The organism is Mycobacterium sp. Marseille-P9652 (assembly GCF_902652685.1).
Classification (GTDB): domain Bacteria; phylum Actinomycetota; class Actinomycetes; order Mycobacteriales; family Mycobacteriaceae; genus Mycobacterium.
Map to the genome: position 1 here is coordinate 72,554 of NZ_CACRUY010000001.1, position 15,823 is coordinate 88,376.

Annotated in this window: 13 protein-coding genes; 3 read left to right on the forward strand and 10 right to left on the reverse strand. The window is 71.3% G+C overall.

Annotated elements, in window-relative coordinates:
- Window positions 1-18 precede the first annotated feature (18 nt).
- The 10 genes from GPY60_RS00240 to GPY60_RS00285 all read right to left on the reverse strand — a co-directional run bounded on the left by GPY60_RS00240 (window position 19) and on the right by GPY60_RS00285 (window position 9,655).
- Window positions 19-492 carry a hydrogenase maturation protease gene (locus tag GPY60_RS00240; RefSeq protein ID WP_156685563.1) on the reverse strand — a complete coding sequence of 158 codons (474 nt, stop codon included), beginning with the start codon at window positions 490-492 and terminating at the stop codon, window positions 19-21.
- A complete protein-coding gene (locus GPY60_RS00245) occupies window positions 489-1,781 on the reverse strand; it encodes a Ni/Fe hydrogenase subunit alpha (protein ID WP_156685564.1) in 1,293 nt (430 codons plus the stop codon). Before GPY60_RS00245 ends, GPY60_RS00240 begins: the two co-directional genes overlap by 4 nt.
- Entirely contained in the window at window positions 1,778-2,533 is a 756-nt protein-coding gene (locus GPY60_RS00250; protein ID WP_156685565.1) for an oxidoreductase, read from the reverse strand. The genes GPY60_RS00245 and GPY60_RS00250 overlap by 4 nt, the downstream gene beginning before the upstream one ends.
- The gene (locus GPY60_RS00255; protein ID WP_156685566.1) at window positions 2,534-3,397 is read right to left on the reverse strand and encodes an FAD/NAD(P)-binding protein; all 864 of its coding nucleotides are present in this window, start codon (window positions 3,395-3,397) and stop codon (window positions 2,534-2,536) included. It abuts the gene before it with no gap.
- Entirely contained in the window at window positions 3,390-4,502 is a 1,113-nt protein-coding gene (locus GPY60_RS00260; RefSeq protein ID WP_156685567.1) for a 4Fe-4S dicluster domain-containing protein, read from the reverse strand. Before GPY60_RS00260 ends, GPY60_RS00255 begins: the two co-directional genes overlap by 8 nt.
- A gap of 87 nt (window positions 4,503-4,589) precedes the next feature.
- On the reverse strand, window positions 4,590-5,162 hold the full coding sequence (locus tag GPY60_RS00265) for an Rv1733c family protein (protein WP_156685568.1): 573 nt from the start codon (window positions 5,160-5,162) through the stop codon (window positions 4,590-4,592).
- A gap of 7 nt (window positions 5,163-5,169) precedes the next feature.
- Complete coding sequence (locus tag GPY60_RS00270) at window positions 5,170-6,168, reverse strand: Acg family FMN-binding oxidoreductase (protein ID WP_156685569.1); 999 nt, start codon at window positions 6,166-6,168, stop codon at window positions 5,170-5,172.
- A gap of 129 nt (window positions 6,169-6,297) precedes the next feature.
- Entirely contained in the window at window positions 6,298-6,564 is a 267-nt protein-coding gene (locus GPY60_RS00275; protein ID WP_156685570.1) for a hypothetical protein, read from the reverse strand.
- Between the two features lie 270 nt (window positions 6,565-6,834).
- Window positions 6,835-8,214: a cytochrome P450 gene (locus GPY60_RS00280; RefSeq protein ID WP_156685571.1), complete on the reverse strand. Its 1,380-nt coding sequence runs from the start codon at window positions 8,212-8,214 to the stop codon at window positions 6,835-6,837.
- Window positions 8,215-8,338: 124 nt separating this feature from the next.
- Window positions 8,339-9,655: a hypothetical protein gene (locus GPY60_RS00285; protein ID WP_156685572.1), complete on the reverse strand. Its 1,317-nt coding sequence runs from the start codon at window positions 9,653-9,655 to the stop codon at window positions 8,339-8,341.
- A gap of 606 nt (window positions 9,656-10,261) precedes the next feature.
- Between GPY60_RS00285 and GPY60_RS00290 the strand changes: the two genes are divergently transcribed.
- The 3 genes from GPY60_RS00290 (at window position 10,262) to mbtD (ending at window position 15,789) form a co-directional block, all read left to right on the forward strand.
- On the forward strand, window positions 10,262-11,014 hold the full coding sequence (locus GPY60_RS00290) for a thioesterase II family protein (RefSeq protein WP_156685573.1): 753 nt from the start codon (window positions 10,262-10,264) through the stop codon (window positions 11,012-11,014).
- 417 nt (window positions 11,015-11,431) lie between these two features.
- Window positions 11,432-12,754: a beta-ketoacyl [acyl carrier protein] synthase domain-containing protein gene (locus GPY60_RS00295; protein ID WP_156685574.1), complete on the forward strand. Its 1,323-nt coding sequence runs from the start codon at window positions 11,432-11,434 to the stop codon at window positions 12,752-12,754.
- On the forward strand, window positions 12,754-15,789 hold the full coding sequence (mbtD, locus tag GPY60_RS00300) for a mycobactin polyketide synthase MbtD (RefSeq protein ID WP_156685575.1): 3,036 nt from the start codon (window positions 12,754-12,756) through the stop codon (window positions 15,787-15,789). The genes GPY60_RS00295 and mbtD overlap by 1 nt, the downstream gene beginning before the upstream one ends.
- Window positions 15,790-15,823 lie beyond the last annotated feature (34 nt).

A 15,823-nucleotide genomic window follows, 5' to 3' on the forward strand; every position in this document is an offset into this window, starting at 1 on the left:
AGGGCCGTTGGTCATCGGTCAGCGTTCTCTACCGCACGAGATCTCGTCGCGGACAAGGCGCACGGCTTCCGGCACGGCACGCGCGACGGCCGGGGTCAGGCCGGTGCCGTGCCCGGTGTCGGCCGCCTCGACGGTGACCACCACCACCGCGCCGGGCGCCCGCCCCAGTGCCTGGGCCAGCTCGTGGGCGCGCGCGACATCCACGCTGTGCGAACTCAATCCGTCCCGCCCGGCACCGAGGTCGGCCAGGGCGCAGCGGCGGACGCGGCCCGGCGCCGGCGGGGCCCCCACCGCGGCGTCGACCACGACGGCCAGCCCGGCGCCCGACCACGCCTCCACGAGGCTCATAGGATCCGAAATACCGGTCACCACAACCACATCCGCCAGGCCCAGGGCGTCGACCGCGTCCGCGACCGCGGGGCCGACACCGTCGTCGCGCCGGTAGGGGTTGCCGAGGCCCACGACCACAGTCGCCTTGAGGCGATCGGTCACCCCCGGTGCACCGTCAGGGTGAGGAAGTGCGCCGAGCACGAGATGCAGGGGTCGTAGCTGCGAATCACGCGCTCGCACAAGGAGGTCAGCGCGGCGTCGTCGAGGGTGAGGTTGTCGGAGACCACGCTGGCCAGGTCGGCCTCGATGGCGGCCTGGTTCTGCGACGTGGGCGGGATCATGGTGGCGGCCTTGACCAGCCCGTCGGCGCCGATCTCGTAGCTGTGGTAGAGCAGCCCGCGCGGCGCCTCGCTGACGCCGTGCCCGACGCCCGGGCGAGCCGGCACGTCCACGTGCGGCCGCGACGGCCGCTCGTAGGAGTCGATGATGCGCAGCGCCTCCTCGATCGCGTACACCACCTCGACGGCGCGGACGACGATGCTGCGGAACGGGTTTCGGCACTCCCCCGAGAGCCGCGCCGCGGCGGCGGCCTGGGCGGCGACCGGCGAAAGCGCCGAGGAGTTCAGGTTGTAGCGCGCCATGGGCCCGGTGAGGTAGCGCCCGCCGTCGAGCGTGGCGTGCAACGCGGTGGAATGCGGCACCTGCGACTCGCGCACGTGCGCGGTGAAGTCGGCCACGCCGAAGGTCGGACCGGCGCTGCGGGCGATGACCCCGTTCTCGATCGGGTACCGGCCGTCCTGGCTCAGCGCCAGCATCTCGTGGTCGATGTCGAGGTCGGGGAAGTCGAACCCGGCCACCCACTCGACCGTCGCCAGCGCGTCGTCCAGGGCGCGGCGCAGCTGCTCGGCCACCGGGGCGAACTGCGACCGGGTGGGCACGGAGTAGAACCCGCCGAGCCGCACGTTGATCGGGTGGATCGCCCGCCCGCCGACGAAGTCCATCAGCTTGTTGCCGGCCTTCTTCAGCCGCAGCCCGCGCTCGACGACCTCGCGCTCGTCGCGCGCCAGCGCGATCGCGTCGGGGTAGCCCAGGAAGTCCGGGGCGTGCAGCAGGTAGATGTGCAGCATGTGGCTGTGAATCCACTCGCCGCAGTACAACAGGCGGCGCAGCGCGACGATCTCGGGGTCGACCTCGACGCCGCAGGCGCTTTCGATCGCGTTGCAGGAGCTCACCTGGTAGGCGACCGGGCAGATGCCGCAGACCCGGGCGGTGAGGTCCGGCGGCTCGGTGTGGGCGCGTCCCCGCAGGAACGCCTCGAAAAACCGTGGCGGCTCATAGATGTTCAGCTCGACGCTGTCCAGCGCGCCGTCCTTCAGCGTGACGTGCAGCGCCCCCTCCCCTTCCACCCGGGTCAGCGTCCCGACGCTCAGGGTGCGGCCCTCGGGGTTCACTGCTTGGCCCTTTCTTCGGCGAAGGAGGCCACGTTGAACGTCGAGAACACCCGGTCGACGTCGCCGTCGGACATGCCGTCGCGGCGCAGCACCGGGATCAGAGTCTGAATCTGCGGCGTGGCCGCCGGGCCGAAGCAGCCGTAACAACCGCGAGAGTGGCTGGGGCACAACGCCCCGCAGCCCGCGTGGGTGACCGGCCCCAGGCACGGGGTGCCGTCGGCGACCAGCACGCACGTCACGCCGCGCATCTTGCACTCGGTGCACACCGTCTTGGCCGGCAGCCGCGGCTTGCGCCCGATCAGCAGCGCGGCCAGCGTGTCGAGCAACTGGCCGCGGTCGATCGGGCACCCGGGTATCTGGTAGTCGACGTTCACGTGCGCGGCCGCCGGCGTGGACGTCGCCAGCGTGTCGATGTAGTCCGGCCGGGCGTAGACGACCGAGGCGAACTCGTCGACGTCGGCGAAGTTGCGCAGGGCCTGCACCCCGCCGGCCGTCGCGCACGCGCCGATGGTGACCAAAACCCTGGACTGCTCGCGGATCTCGCGGATGCGCTCCTCGTCGTGGCGGGTGGTGATCGAACCCTCCACCAGCGACACGTCATAGGGTCCGCCGACCATGGCGCTCGACGCCTCGGCGAACGTGGCGATCCGCACTTGGTCGGCCAGCGTCAGCAGCTCGTCCTCGCAGTCCAACAGGGTGAGTTGGCAACCGTCGCAGGAAGCGAACTTCCACACCGCCAGGCTTGGGGTCATCTACAGCTCCTTGACTCGCATCAGCGGTCCCGCGACGTCGTAACCCACCACCGGCCCGTCGCGGCAGATCAGCAGCGGTCCCAGCTGGCAGTGGCCGCAGAGCCCGATCCCGCACTGCATGTTCCGTTCCAGCGACACCCGAATGTCGGCCGCCGCCAACCCCTTCGCCATCAGGGCCTCGGCGGCGAACCGCATCATCGGCTCGGGCCCGCACAGCAACGCGGTGGTCCGCGCCGGATCCACCGCGAGCCGGCGCAGCGGCTCGGTGACCAGACCGACCTGGCCGTGCCATCCCTGCACCGGCACGTCGACGGTGAGATGCAGATCGATCCCGGGGTCGCGGGCCCACTCCTCGAGCTGGCCGGTGTACACGAAGTCCAGCCGGGAGCGGGCGCCGGCGATCAGCGTCAGTGTGCCGTACTGCGACCGCCGGGCCAGCGCCCACAGCACCGCCGGGCGCAACGGGCACAGGCCGACGCCGCCGGCGACCACGACGAGATCACGCCCCACGACGTCGTCCATCCCCCAGCTGGTGCCGCACGGGCCCCGCACGCCGACAACGCTGCCCGGCCGCGCGCCGTGCAGCGCGCGGCTCACCGCCCCGACGGCGCGGATGGTGTGGGTGAGCGAGCCGTCGGTGATGGCGGGGTCGCCGCTGGTCGAGATCGCTATCTCCCCCACGCCGAACGCGTAGAGCATCATGAACTCCCCGGGCAGCGGCGCCGGCAGCGCTTCGCCGACCGGCTCCAGGCACAGCGTCGCCGAATCGGCGCTTTCCACAACGCGGCTGCGAACGCGGTACGGGACCGGCGCCATCTGGTCGCGGGCGGTCGCCGGTGGCGCCGGGCTGAAGGTCTCAGTCATCGCGGGCCATCTTGTTCATCTCTTCGGTGATGTCGATGCCGGTGGGGCACCAGGCGATGCACCGCCCGCAGCCCACGCAGCCGGACATGTCGAATTGGTCGTGCCAGGTGCCGAGCTTGTGGGTGATCCAGTGCCGGTAGCGCGACGCCCCCGACTGCCGCACGCTGCCGCCGCCGTGCACGTAGGTGTAGTCGAACTCATAGCAGGACGCCCAATGCTGCCAGCGTTCGGCGTGCTCGCCGGTGAGGTCGCTGACGTCCTCGGTGCTGGTGCAGTAGCAGGTCGGACAGACCATCGTGCAGTTGCCACAGGTGAGGCAGCGGCCGGCGACCTCCTCCCACTGCGGCGATTCGCGGTTGTCGATCAGCAGGTTCCGCAGGTCGGCGTCCGGCATCGCGCGGCCCATGCGGTGCGCCGCGGCCTCGACCTCGGCGCGCGAGGCGGCCACCTCGTCGCCGCCGGCCGGCCGGTGCGGTATGGCCGCGAGCACCTCGGCGCCCTCGGGCGTGCCGACGTCCACCAGGTAGGTCACGTCCGCGACCCCAAGGGACCCCACGCGCTCGGTCAGGGACAGGTCGTACCCCGGACCGGCCGCCGGACCGGTGCCCATCGAGGCGCAGAAGCACAGCCTGCCGGGCTCGGTGCAGTTGACGGCGACGATGAACGCCCCACGGTGCCGCCGGACGAACGAATCGTCGGGAAATCGGCCGCGGCCCAGCACCTTGTCCAGCGTCGCGATCGCGGCCAGGTCGCACCCGCGCACCCCGAGGAAGGCGTACCGGGGCGCCTCCTCCTCGGGCTCGACCGTGCCGTCGGAGTTGCCGGACCACAGCCGGCGCCTCGGCGGGTGCAGGAACTGCTTGAAGGACTGCGGCCCCGACGAGTGCCCGAAGGCCGCGTCGTCGTCGCGCCGGCGCAGCCGGTAGTGCCCGGGCGCGACGTCGACCCCCCAGCCGCGCGGCAGGTCCGACGCCGACTCGAGCTCGTCGAGCACGATCGCGTTGTCCCGCAACGTCGGGCCGACCACGCGGTAGCCACGTTCGATCAGGACCTCGACCAGGCGATGCAGCGCGCCGGCATCGCAGAGCGCAACGTCGGGAGTCATCGACGCATCATCCGCCTAATCGCCTGTGCCGTATGGATTTCCTACCGCAGGAACCACTGTCGCACACCGGGTGCGGTCCGGTGAAGGTCATGGCCTGTTGGTCCGGCCTTCCACCAGAGACCTGAGGTCCCGATCCCAGGCGGCGTAGCGGACCCGGTTGAGGCGGGCGTACGCGGCCGCCATCAGTGACGTCATCACGAACGCCCCGAGCAGCACCGCCACGCCCGCCATGCCGACCGCATCGATGACGGCGTGCCAGGCGGGGGTCGGCGGCAAGGCCGGCTTCCCGTCCCTGTCCACCCAGATCTCCTCGGTCTCACCGGGTTTGGCCAGGCGGGCCAGCTGCACCGGGCCGCCGCGCTCCCCGGATGCCACGGGCCATCTCGCCTGGACGACGGTGGTCCCGGACTCGACGACGAGCACCTCGGACACCGTGGCGAGAACGCGGTGCCGCTCGTGCGCCTCCTGGATGTAGACGTGTTGCCGGTGGCCGTACGTCACGGCGCCCACCACACCCGAGACCGGTACCAGCGCGATCGATGCCAGGAGGGCGGCCAGCACGACCAGGGCTTCGACGCGGTCGGTCCGCCGGAGCAGCGGGTTGCGGCCGACGATGCGGGCGACCCGCCAGCGGCGCGGGTCGAGCGTGAAGGTTTCCATTGTGGCCCTAGGACGCGACGTGATGCTCGTGCTCGACGAGCCACTCGACGACGTCGGACAATTCGCGCCGCGGCGTGGCGGGCAGCGGGTCGGCGTTGATGGGCGCCCAACCCACGCGAAGCAGCATCTGCGGATAGTTGATGTCACCGAAGACGTCGGAGCGCACCGCCTCGCGACTGCCCGGCATCTCCAGCGGTTCGGTGACGGGGCAGCTGGCCAGGCCCATCGACGTCGCGGTGAGCAGCACGACGCTGGTGGCCTCCCCGGCGCGCAGCCGCGCCAGGCGGTCGTCGTTGCGGGTTCCCAGCGCGAGCACGACGGCGTTGTCGTCGTCGGCCGACGAATCCGGCGGCATCGGCAGCACCGCGCCGGCGAAGTACCGGCCGGGTATCCGCGCGGCCGGGTCCGCGACCGGCGTGTTCCGCGCCGGCACGCCCGCCACCGACGCGTAGCGCCCGCTCCACGCCGTGAGCTCGGCGAGGTAGTCCTGGTTCAGGTGGTCCTGCACGGACTGCACCACGATCTTGCGGAGGTTGTCGATGTCGTCGACCCGGCACAGGGTCACCCCGTGGCGGGCCGCCCGCGCGGCCATCAGCGCGATGTCGGCCACGGGCACCGGCCAGTGGCTGTAGTGGCGCCGGTCGGTTCGCCGCCGGGGTATGGCGGCCGCGAGCGCGATGTCGACGGAGTCGGCGGGGTACGGGGAGAGTTCGATCGCGGCCAGGTGATCGGGGTCGGCCGGGTTCGGCAGGCGGGTGACCTTGGTGTGCCAGCCCACGGCCGCGAAGGCCACGGTGCAATGATGCAGCGCCGCGCCGCAACTCAGCATGAGGTCGCGGCCGTCGGGGTCGGTGTTGGGCAGCTGCCGGCCGGCGTCCGCGTACAGGTGGACGCTGGCGCTGCCGACCCGCCACCGCCAGGGCTGCGTGTTGTGGACCGACGGCGCCCGCGATGCCAAAGTCAGGACCGTCCGGATCGTTCCCTCATCCGGAAACCGCGCGTTCATGACTGTGAATCCCTTCGGTCGAGCTCTCTGCGGTCCACCATCGCGCGTCCGCACCCGCCCGCACGAGGGCAGGACGGCACTTGCCCAAGGGACTTTGTTCCAATGCCCCGCATGGTCGGATCCCGGCCGCTACGCCGCGACCGCGAGGCTCACGTCGACGGACAGCTGGTCACCGAAGGCGTACGCGGCCGCCCAGTCGCCGGCGCAGGCCGCCCGGGCCAGGTCGTCGACCAGCGGGCTGTGCACCCCGAGCTCCGCCAGCCACCCCGAGACCAGGGGCGCGATCTGGTGGCCGGGCACCCAAACCGCGCGGCCGCTGTGCAGGCGGTCGCTGACGCGGTACATCGCAGGGGTGCGCACGTGAGGTTGCCGTCGCAGGTGTGTCGTGAGCTTCATTGCGGCCTCCTCCGTCGGCGCCAAAGGTCAATCCGACCACCGCGACGCGGTGGCCCCTAGGGCCGAACGGAGTGAGACGGGAGTGCTTCGGTCGCACGTCGGAAGGTTCCGAGGTCCCCGCCGGAAGGGTCTTTGGTCACACCGGCGCCGACGTGAGCGCGACGGGTTCGCGGCCGGGCCGGTCGCTGAACGGCCGAGCGGCCGGGGACGCCCTCCGGCTGCGGCGCGACGACGCCGACGCTGGTCGCGCGAATCCGTTGCGGCGCGGACCTATTGGGCGCCGTCCAGGGTCCGACGCGGCGATGCCGCCGGCGTTGCGCGGCGGCGGACCACGATGCGGCCGCCGGAGCCCGGCAGATAGCCCATGCCGCCGGCGCGGAGCTTCTCCCCCGGGGCGGTGGTGGTCTCAATAGTCAAGTGCCGCAGCACCGTTCGCAGCACCACGTTCATCTCCATCTTGGCGAACGCCGCGCCCGCACAGCGCCGCGCGCCGCCGCCGAAGGGAATCCACGCGAACGGGGACGGCCGGCTTTCGATGTAGCGCTCGGGGTCGAAACGCTCCGGCGCGGGGAACGTCTCGGGGCTGGCGTGGCACCGCGAGATGCTCACGATCAGCGAGTAATCCCGCGGAAGCACCCACTCCCCGAGTTGCAGGGTGTCCGCGCGCACACGGCGACCCGAGAAGTCGATCACCGGGCGGACGCGTTGCACCTCGTAGACGGCCGCGTGGCGCAGGGTGTCGTCGCCGGTGTCCGCCTCCTCGGCCAGGGCCGCCAGCACCGACGGTTGCCGGCTGAGCTGTTCGAAGGCCCACGCCAAAGTCGTTGCGGTGGTTTCGTGCCCGGCGACGAGGAGGGTGAGCAGGTCGTCGCGGATGTCCGCGCGCGACATGGCCGAACCGTCGTCGTGGACGCTGCGCACCAGCAGCGCGAGGATGTCGGTCCGCTCGGCCAGGGCCGGATCCGCCAGCGCGGCTTCGATCATCCGGTCGATGACGACGTCGTACTTGCGTCGCCACTCGGCCAGCCGGCCCCAGGGGGTGTGACGGCCGTAGGTCCGGGACGGCATCGGCAGGATGGACAGCCGCGCCCCCAGCTTCGCCCACGGCACGAGGATGTCGCGCAGCTCGTCGAGCTCGCCGCCCTGGGCGCCGAACACGGCCCGCAGGATGACGTTGAGCGTGATGCTCTTCATGGGCGGCAGGGTGGCGAAAGGCTCGCCCTCTGGCCACCGCTCGATCTCGCGAAGCGTCTCCTCCTCCACGATCCGTTCGTAGTTCTTCATGTTGTTGACGTGGAACGGCTGGGCGAGCAGTTTTCGCCGGCGGCGGTGGTCGGCGCCGTCGAGGCCGAACACCGAGCCGGACCCCAGCAGCCGGCTGAGGTTGGGCTGGATGGCCCCCAGGTCGTCGGGCTTGCTGGTGAACACCTGCTTGGCCAGCCCGGGATCCACCACGACGACCAGCTGACCGAACACCGGGACGTCGAGCCGGAAGCACCCGCCGTATCGCCGTGCCATGCGCTGGGTGACCCACGAGCGCGCCGTGAAGAAGGCGATCCCCTGCACCGCCCTGGGAATGAAGCGCGGCACGCCGGGCGGAAGTTTCGCGGCGAGAGGAGGCTGCGTCGGACTGTCGACGGCGGCGGTCATGGTGATTCCTTCTTCCTGGCGGCGTGCGTGCCACCGCGGGATACCCGATAATTCGCGGAGCGCACTGGGGTGTTTCGAATTTCGTTTCGGCGCGGTTCTCTTCGCGCGCGCAGGGGCGGCGCCGTCACCCGATCACGCCGGTGAGGCCGAAATCGGACAGGGCATGCGCCGCCAGCTCGCGCAGTGCCGGCTTCGAGTTGTCCCCGCGGGGCCGGTACGCGTCGACCGTGATGCACACCTTGCCGCCGATCCGCAGCAGGAACAGCGCAAGTTCGCCGCGCGCCCGCTCGAGATCCCGTCGCAGCGCCCCCTGGATCGCGCCGCGCCCGAAGCAATATGCGGGCTCGGTGCCGTCCACGCAGGCGGCGATCGGCGGCATCTCGCCCATACTCGAGAAGGCGACGGGCAGATCGGCATAGGCGAACGCCGCCTCCGTCACTTTCTTCAAAACGCGCTTCGGGGCGAACGGCGCCAGCGGAACCAGGGGCGAGACCGGCTCCGGAGACTCACGGTGTCGCTCGAAGGCCCGCCGGATGGCCGCACGGGCGCCGGAGAGATCGGTGGTGATGCCGGCCGGGTCGACGTTCACACTGACGAAAGCCAGCATGTTGGCACACGTGTCGCTGGGGGTGCGGTCGGTCAGGGGAATCTGCAGGGTCACCGCCCCGTCCGCTGGGCGCGTGCGCCCCATGCGCTCGGCAAGCCGCACGGCGTATCCCGCCGCCAGATGGTGACCGTTTCCCCCGAGGGCCGCCGCGCGCGCGTCCCACTCGCTGACGTCGACGTGGACGGTGATGGCCGGAACCACGATCGATTCGGCGGTCGCGATGCCGTCGACGGCGGCCGGCCGCGCGGGTGCCGGTCGAGCCTCGCCCTTCGAATTGTGACGGGCCGCGCGCGCCGCCTCGGCGACCACCCGCGCAAGCCCGGGAGCGCCCTTCGCGGTTTCCCGCCCGTCCTGCAGGAGCGCACGTCGCCGGGTTCGCGAGCGAGGCGGTGGGTAGCAGAGTTCGCGGTCGGTGCCGAGCACCGCCTCGGCGACGGCGCTGACGACACCGAGACCGTCGATGAGGCAGTGGGAAGCCACCAGGCTCACGACCGTCGAGCCGTCCGTCGTAGGCAGCACTCCCAGATGCCAGCCCGGGCCCCGCTCGGGGTCGATCCGCAGTTGCGCGCGCTCGTCGAGCCAGTCGCCGAGTTCGGCGCGCGGGCGGGCTAGTTCGGCGACATCGATGTCGGCCGGGCCCGGATCGGACACCCACCGATGGCGGGCGAACGGCAGCGGCGACCGTTCGATGCGCCGTCCCAGCAGGCCGCGGCCAAGATTGCGGTGAAAACGCCGCAACCCGTCGAAGTCGATCGGGCCCTCATAGACCCACACGCACTGCACGATGGCGTAACGCCCGGTGGCGCGCTGCATCAGATACATGGCCTGATCCATGAACGACAGCCGATTGTCCTGTGGCGCTTTGCTTTCGGGTGACCGACGTCTTTCGGTTGAACGACGTGACGGCCGGACGCGCTCCGGCTGCAGCTGCGTGGGCACAGGTGCCCTCCAATCGCCGACGGGGTCGAGCCGCGTTGCACGGACTCGCGACCGTCGCCTCGTATTGATGGCGTCCCACGTTTCTGGAGACTTCGGCGAGACGCCCGCGGCCACCGTGGCTTCCAGGGGACCGCCGACCGCCGGGACCGGCCGCCGACGGCTGATCCATATGAATTCATCTCGACGCTAATTGAGACTCGCCGCGCGGTCAACACGATGCTCACCCTCATCGCCCCGATACCGGCCGTGACCGTGGCATACGTCGTCGCCCACTTCGACGCGACGAACCGTTGGCAGTCAAGACTTTCCGCACAGTGGGCGCATAGCGACGATGTGTAGCCTGGGCCGGGTGTCACCCCGTGCCGGTATGGCCGCGTCACCGACCGACGACTTCGCGTTGTCGCCCAACCGGGCGACCCGCGGTTCCGAATACATGCAAGACGACTACAGCAGTTGCGGTCGTGAGCCCACCTTCCATCGCCGCGGGCAGGACGGATCACCATGACAGCTGAGAGAAACGCCTTCGCACCGTGGATAAAACACGTCCCGGGAGGAAATCGCGGGCCCGGCCGCGGCGCCATCGTGGTGTTCCCGCACGCGGGGGCGGCGGCCTCGAGTTATCAGCGCCTGGCGAGGAGCCTGGCCGCCGGCGGTGACACCTTCGTCATGCAGTACCCCCGGCGGGCCGACAGGCTGCATCACCCAGCCCCGAAAACGCTGCACGACCTGGCCCGCGAGCTGTTTCAGGCCGGGCCGTGGCGCCGGTTCGCGCCCCTGCGGCTGTTCGGGCACAGCATGGGCGCGGTGGTCGCGTTCGAGTTCGCCCGGATCGCCGAGCAGCGCGGGATCGCCGTGCAGAAACTCTGGGTGTCGGCCGGCCCACCACCCTCGACCGTTGCCGGCAGGCCGCAACTGCCGACCGACACCGGCGGACTGCTCGCCGACATCGCCGACATGGGCGAAACCGATCCCCGGCTCCTGGCCGACGAAGAGTTCGCGGAACTGCTGGTCAACGCCGCGCGGTGCGACTACGAAGCACTCAACCGCTACGCCTGCAGCGACACCGTGCGGATCCGGGCGGACATCCACGCCATCGGCGGCCTGGACGACCGGCGCGTCGACGCCGGATCGCTGCACCGGTGGGCCGATCACACCGAGGGCTCGTTCATGCTGTCCTTCTTCGACGGCGGGCATTTCTACATCAAGGAGCACGTCAACACCGTGCCGAACCGCGTGATCACGGACGCCGGGTAGCGCGCTGGCCTTGTGCGGGTGGCGGTCCGCCCGCGGTCGCTCTCTTGGCGAACTATGTCCTATAGCGATAATTAAGTAGATGAATATTGACCTAGGCGTCAGATTTACCGCAAGTGAACGGAAATCTTTTTGAGAACACCGCGTTTCGCGTCCTTCAGCCCGGGTATCTAACGGCAGCCGCGCAAAAAGGTCGCGGCCCAGAACTTGTTGCCGCACGACCCAATCGGGGCCCGAACCCAGTCGTCAAGCCTCTTGGCCGGCCGACCGGATGCGGGTGCGCCACCGCGTGACGCCTCGGACGTCGACCGGTGAACCGGAGACAGCGTTGTCTCGCCGGGCCGCAAGCGTCCACCTCCACGACGAAAGTGGCGCCGATGGACGCACGAGAACCCCCGTGGCGGAAAGGAATACTCGCCGATGGCTGATCAGCAATCCGGTACGCCCATCGACGACGACCCTGTGGTCGTCGTCGGCATGGCGATCGAGGCACCCGGCGGTGTGGAGACCGCGGACGACTTTTGGGCGGTGCTGTCGGAACAGCGGGAACCGCTGTCGCCCTTCCCCACCGACCGGTGCTGGCCGGTCCGCGACCTGCTGGCCGGCTCGCGCCGCGAGGGCTTCAAGCAAATCCACGACGCCGGCGGATTCCTCTCCGGTGCGGGCCATTTCGACCCTCAGTTCTTCGGGATCTCACCCCGCGAGGCCACCGCGATGGACCCCCAGCAGCGCGTGGCCCTGCGGGTGGCGTGGCGGGCGCTGGAAAACAGCGGCATCAACCCGGACGACCTGCACGGCCACAATGTCGGCTGTTACATCGGGGCGTCGATGACCGGGTACGGACCGGACATGGCCGAGTTCTCCCGTCACACCGGCCACCTGCTCAGCGGTACGGCGCTCGGGGTGATCTCCGGGCGAATCGCCTACACGCTCGGCCTGGCCGGGCCGGCCCTCACCGTCGACTCCTCGTGCGCTTCGGCGTTGGCGGCGCTGCACGTCGCGGTCCAGTCGGTGCGGGCCGGGGACTGCGACATGGCGGTGGCCGGTGGGGTGTGCGTGATGGGCTCCCCCGGCTACTTCGTCGAATTCTCCAAGCAGCAGGCGTTGTCGGACGATGGTCACTGCCGCCCGTACAGCGCGCACGCCAGCGGAACGGTCTGGGCGGAAGGCGCGGGCGTGTTTGTGCTGCAACGCAAGTCGTGCGCGCTGCGCGACGGTCATGCCGTCGTCGCCGAGATCCGGGCCAGTGCGGTGAACCAGGACGGCCGCAGCGCGGGCCTGGCCGCCCCCAACGGGGACGCGCAGAAGCGCCTCTTCCACCGCGCCATGGAGCGCGCCGGGGTGCGCGCCGAACAGGTGGGCATGGTCGAGGGACACGGCACCGCGACGCGGCTCGGCGACCGGACCGAGTTGCGGTCGCTGTCACAGACGTACGGCGCGACCGAACCGGGCGAAGGCCCGCTGCTGGGATCCGTGAAGTCGAACCTGGGACACGCGCAGGCCGCCGCCGGAGCGTTGGGCCTGGCCAAGGTCATCGTCTCGGCCGAGCGCGGGGCGGTACCGCCGACCCTGCACGCGAGCGAGGCCAGCCGGGAAATCGACTGGGACAGCCAGGGATTGCGCCTCGCCCAGGCCCTCACTCCGTGGCGCCCCGTCGACGGGCGGCGCCTGGCGGCGGTGTCCGCGTTCGGCGTCAGCGGCACCAACGCCCACGTGATCGTGTCCGTCCCGGAGCCGGTGTGATGGCCGGCAACGAGTTCCCCGATCGCCGCGTTCCGGTGCTGCTCAGCGCGCACGAGCGGGAGCTGATCGCCCGCGACGCCGCGGCGGTCCTGGACTACCTGGACCGCAAGGCGAGCGTGTCCGGCGTCGCGTCGACGCTCATGCGCACCCGCCGGGTGCGCCGGTACCGCGCCGTGGTCAGGGCGGCCGACGCCGGCGAACTCGCCGCGGGCCTGCGCGCGCTGGCCCGGGACGAGGAGCACCCGCTGGTCACCACCTCGTCGACGGGCGCAAGCCCCCGGACGGCGTTCGTCTTTCCCGGCCAGGGCAACCAATGGCCGTCGATGGGCGCCGACGCCTACCGGCAGCTCGCGACCTACCGCGCCGAGGCTGACCGGTGCGCCGCGGCGTTCGCCGCGGCAGGCATGCCGTCGCCGCTGCCGTACCTCGTGGACGACAGGGCCGAGCGGGACTGGTCGCAGGTCGAGATCCAGGGAGCGCAGTTCACCCATTCCGTCGCCCTGGCGCAGGTGTGGCGCTCGTGCGGCGTCCTGCCCGACATCACCCTGGGCCACAGCCTCGGCGAGGCGGCGGCTGCCCACGTGGCCGGCGCCATCACCCTGGCCGACGCCGTCGCGGTGGTCGGGGCGAGGGCCACCGCCGTGGGCCGGTTGGGCGGATGCTACGGCATGGCCGTGCTCGGCGCCGACGCCGCGGAGGCCGACCGCCTCATCGCCGAAATTCCCGGCTGGCTCGAGGTTTCGGCCGTCAACGCCCCGTCCTCGACCGTCGTCTCCGGAGAGCGGGAGGCGGTGGACCGCATCGTGCGGCTCGCCGACGAGCGGGGCATCTTCTCGCGGTCGATCGCGGTCGACTACCCCGGGCACACCAGCGCCCTGGAACCGCTGCGGCCCATGTTCTACGACCTGTTGCCCGCGTCGGCGTTCAATGACGCGCCCGTGGAGTTCGTCAGCTCGGCGGTGGGCGCGGTGATCGGTCCGGACACCGACTTCACCGACTACTGGTATGAGAACCTGCGCAACACGGTCAGATTCGACCGGGCGGTCGCCCTGGCCGTCGAGCGGGGCGTCAACGTGTTCATCGAGCTGTCGGCGCACCCGGCGCTGCTCTCCCCGCTGGCCGACCTGGTCGACGACGAGTCGGCCACGCTCCTCGGATCGGGTGCCCGCGGCGAGCCCATCGCCGACCGGCTGGCCGCGAACATCGCCGCCGCCGCGCTGGCCGATCCGGCCTATCGCTGGGCCGACGTCCCCGGCGCGAGCGGGCACCCGCCGCTGCGGGACTTCCCGCACGCGCCGATGCGGTCGGTGCACCTGTGGGCCAAGCGGGAGCCGCTTCCCCCGCTGCCGGGCAAGGCCGTCGCGGTGGCGACCGAACAATGGCTACCGAGCGACCCCGCCGGCGGGCCGAGCCGGCCCGGCCGCCGCGTGGCGGTCGTCGAACCCGGCGCCACCGCCGGGTCGTTGGCGCGCCGACTGGTGGAAGCCGTTGCCGCACACAATGACTGCAGGATGGCGGCCCCCGAGGACGCCGACATCACGGTGATCATCGCGCCAGCGCTCGAACAAACCGGCCCGACGGCCGCGGCCGGCGCCCTGGTCGAGGCCCGCCTGCCCGACTACCGGCGACTCGTCGGGCAGCGCTGTCGCACCGTGTGGTTGGTCACGGCCTGCGGAGAACAGGTCCAGCCGGGAGAGCCCGCGGGGCTGCCGGCCCAGGCGGCGCTGGCCGCGCTGCATCGCAGCGTGGGATTCGAGTTTCCCGACAAGACGTTCGCGCATCTGGACCTGCCCACCCGGAACATCGCCGCGCAGGAGGCGCACGCGTGCCTCGACGTCGTGCTTGGCGAGCCGGACGAGACCGCCTTGCGCGAGGGCCCGGACGGGGACATGCGGCGCTTCGTCCGCAGGCTGCGCGAAGTCGCCGAGCCCACGCCGACGAGTGCCCTCGACCCGGCCGAGATGGAAACCGTGGTGATCACGGGGGGCAGCGGGCCGATCGGCCTGGCGTACGCGCGGCTCTGCATCCAGCGCGGCGCCAGGCGGGTTATCCTGTTGAGCCGCAAGGGAGTTCCGCAAGCGGACCTGGACCGGCTCATCGACGGGCACGAGGCCGAGGTGCTCGCCCCCGCGTGCGACATCACCGACGACGCCGCGGTGCGAACCACCGCGGGCGAGCACGCCGGCGACGGCGCGACGTTGCTGATCCACGCCGCCGGCACCGCGGCCTTCGGCGCGCACCACCAACTCACCCCCGACCAGTGGGCCGACATGTTCGGCGCGAAAGTCGCCGGGCTGGAACGCATTGCCGAAGCGTGGCCGTTGCGCAAGGACGCGCGGGTCCTGCTCTGTTCCTCGGTGTCCGGGGTGTGGGGCGGATACGGCCACGGGGCGTATGCGGCATCGAACCGCATGCTCGACGTCCTCGCCGCCCAGCTGCGCGCCCGGGGCCTGGACTGCACGTCGGTGCGCTGGGGGCTCTGGCAGGGCACCACGATCGCCGGCGCCGACGAGGTCGCCCGCATCGAGCGGTCCGGGCTGGTCGCCATGGACCCCGACGAGGCCGTGCGGGCCGGCCTGCAGCGGCACGACGGGGACCCGGTGATCCTCGCCGCCGACTTCGACCGGCTACGGCTGTTCTTCGAAAGCCAGGGCATCGCATCGCCGTTCGCCGAGCCGGCCGCCGCGCCGTCCGAGGGGTCCGGCACCGGATCGGCGCTTGACGAAACCGGTGACAAGCCGGTCGAGGTGGTTGTGCGCACGGAAGTGGCCGCCCTGCTGGGAGCGGGCGATCCAGCGTCGGTCGACTGGACCGCGCCGTTGGTCGACCTCGGCGTGGACTCGCTGTTGGCGGTCGACCTGCGAAAGCGACTGCGCCGCAAGATCGGTCGCAGCGCTCCACTGGCCCAGCTGCTCGGCGGCATCACGGGCGTCGGGCTGATCGACCTGCTCGAGTCGGGCGTCCCCGGCGAGCCGCCCCCAGACAACGAAACGACACCGCAGGACGCTTCGCGGCCGGTGTCCTCGGCAGGATGAGCCCCGGTTGGGGAATCGAAGGAAGGTTGGAGCT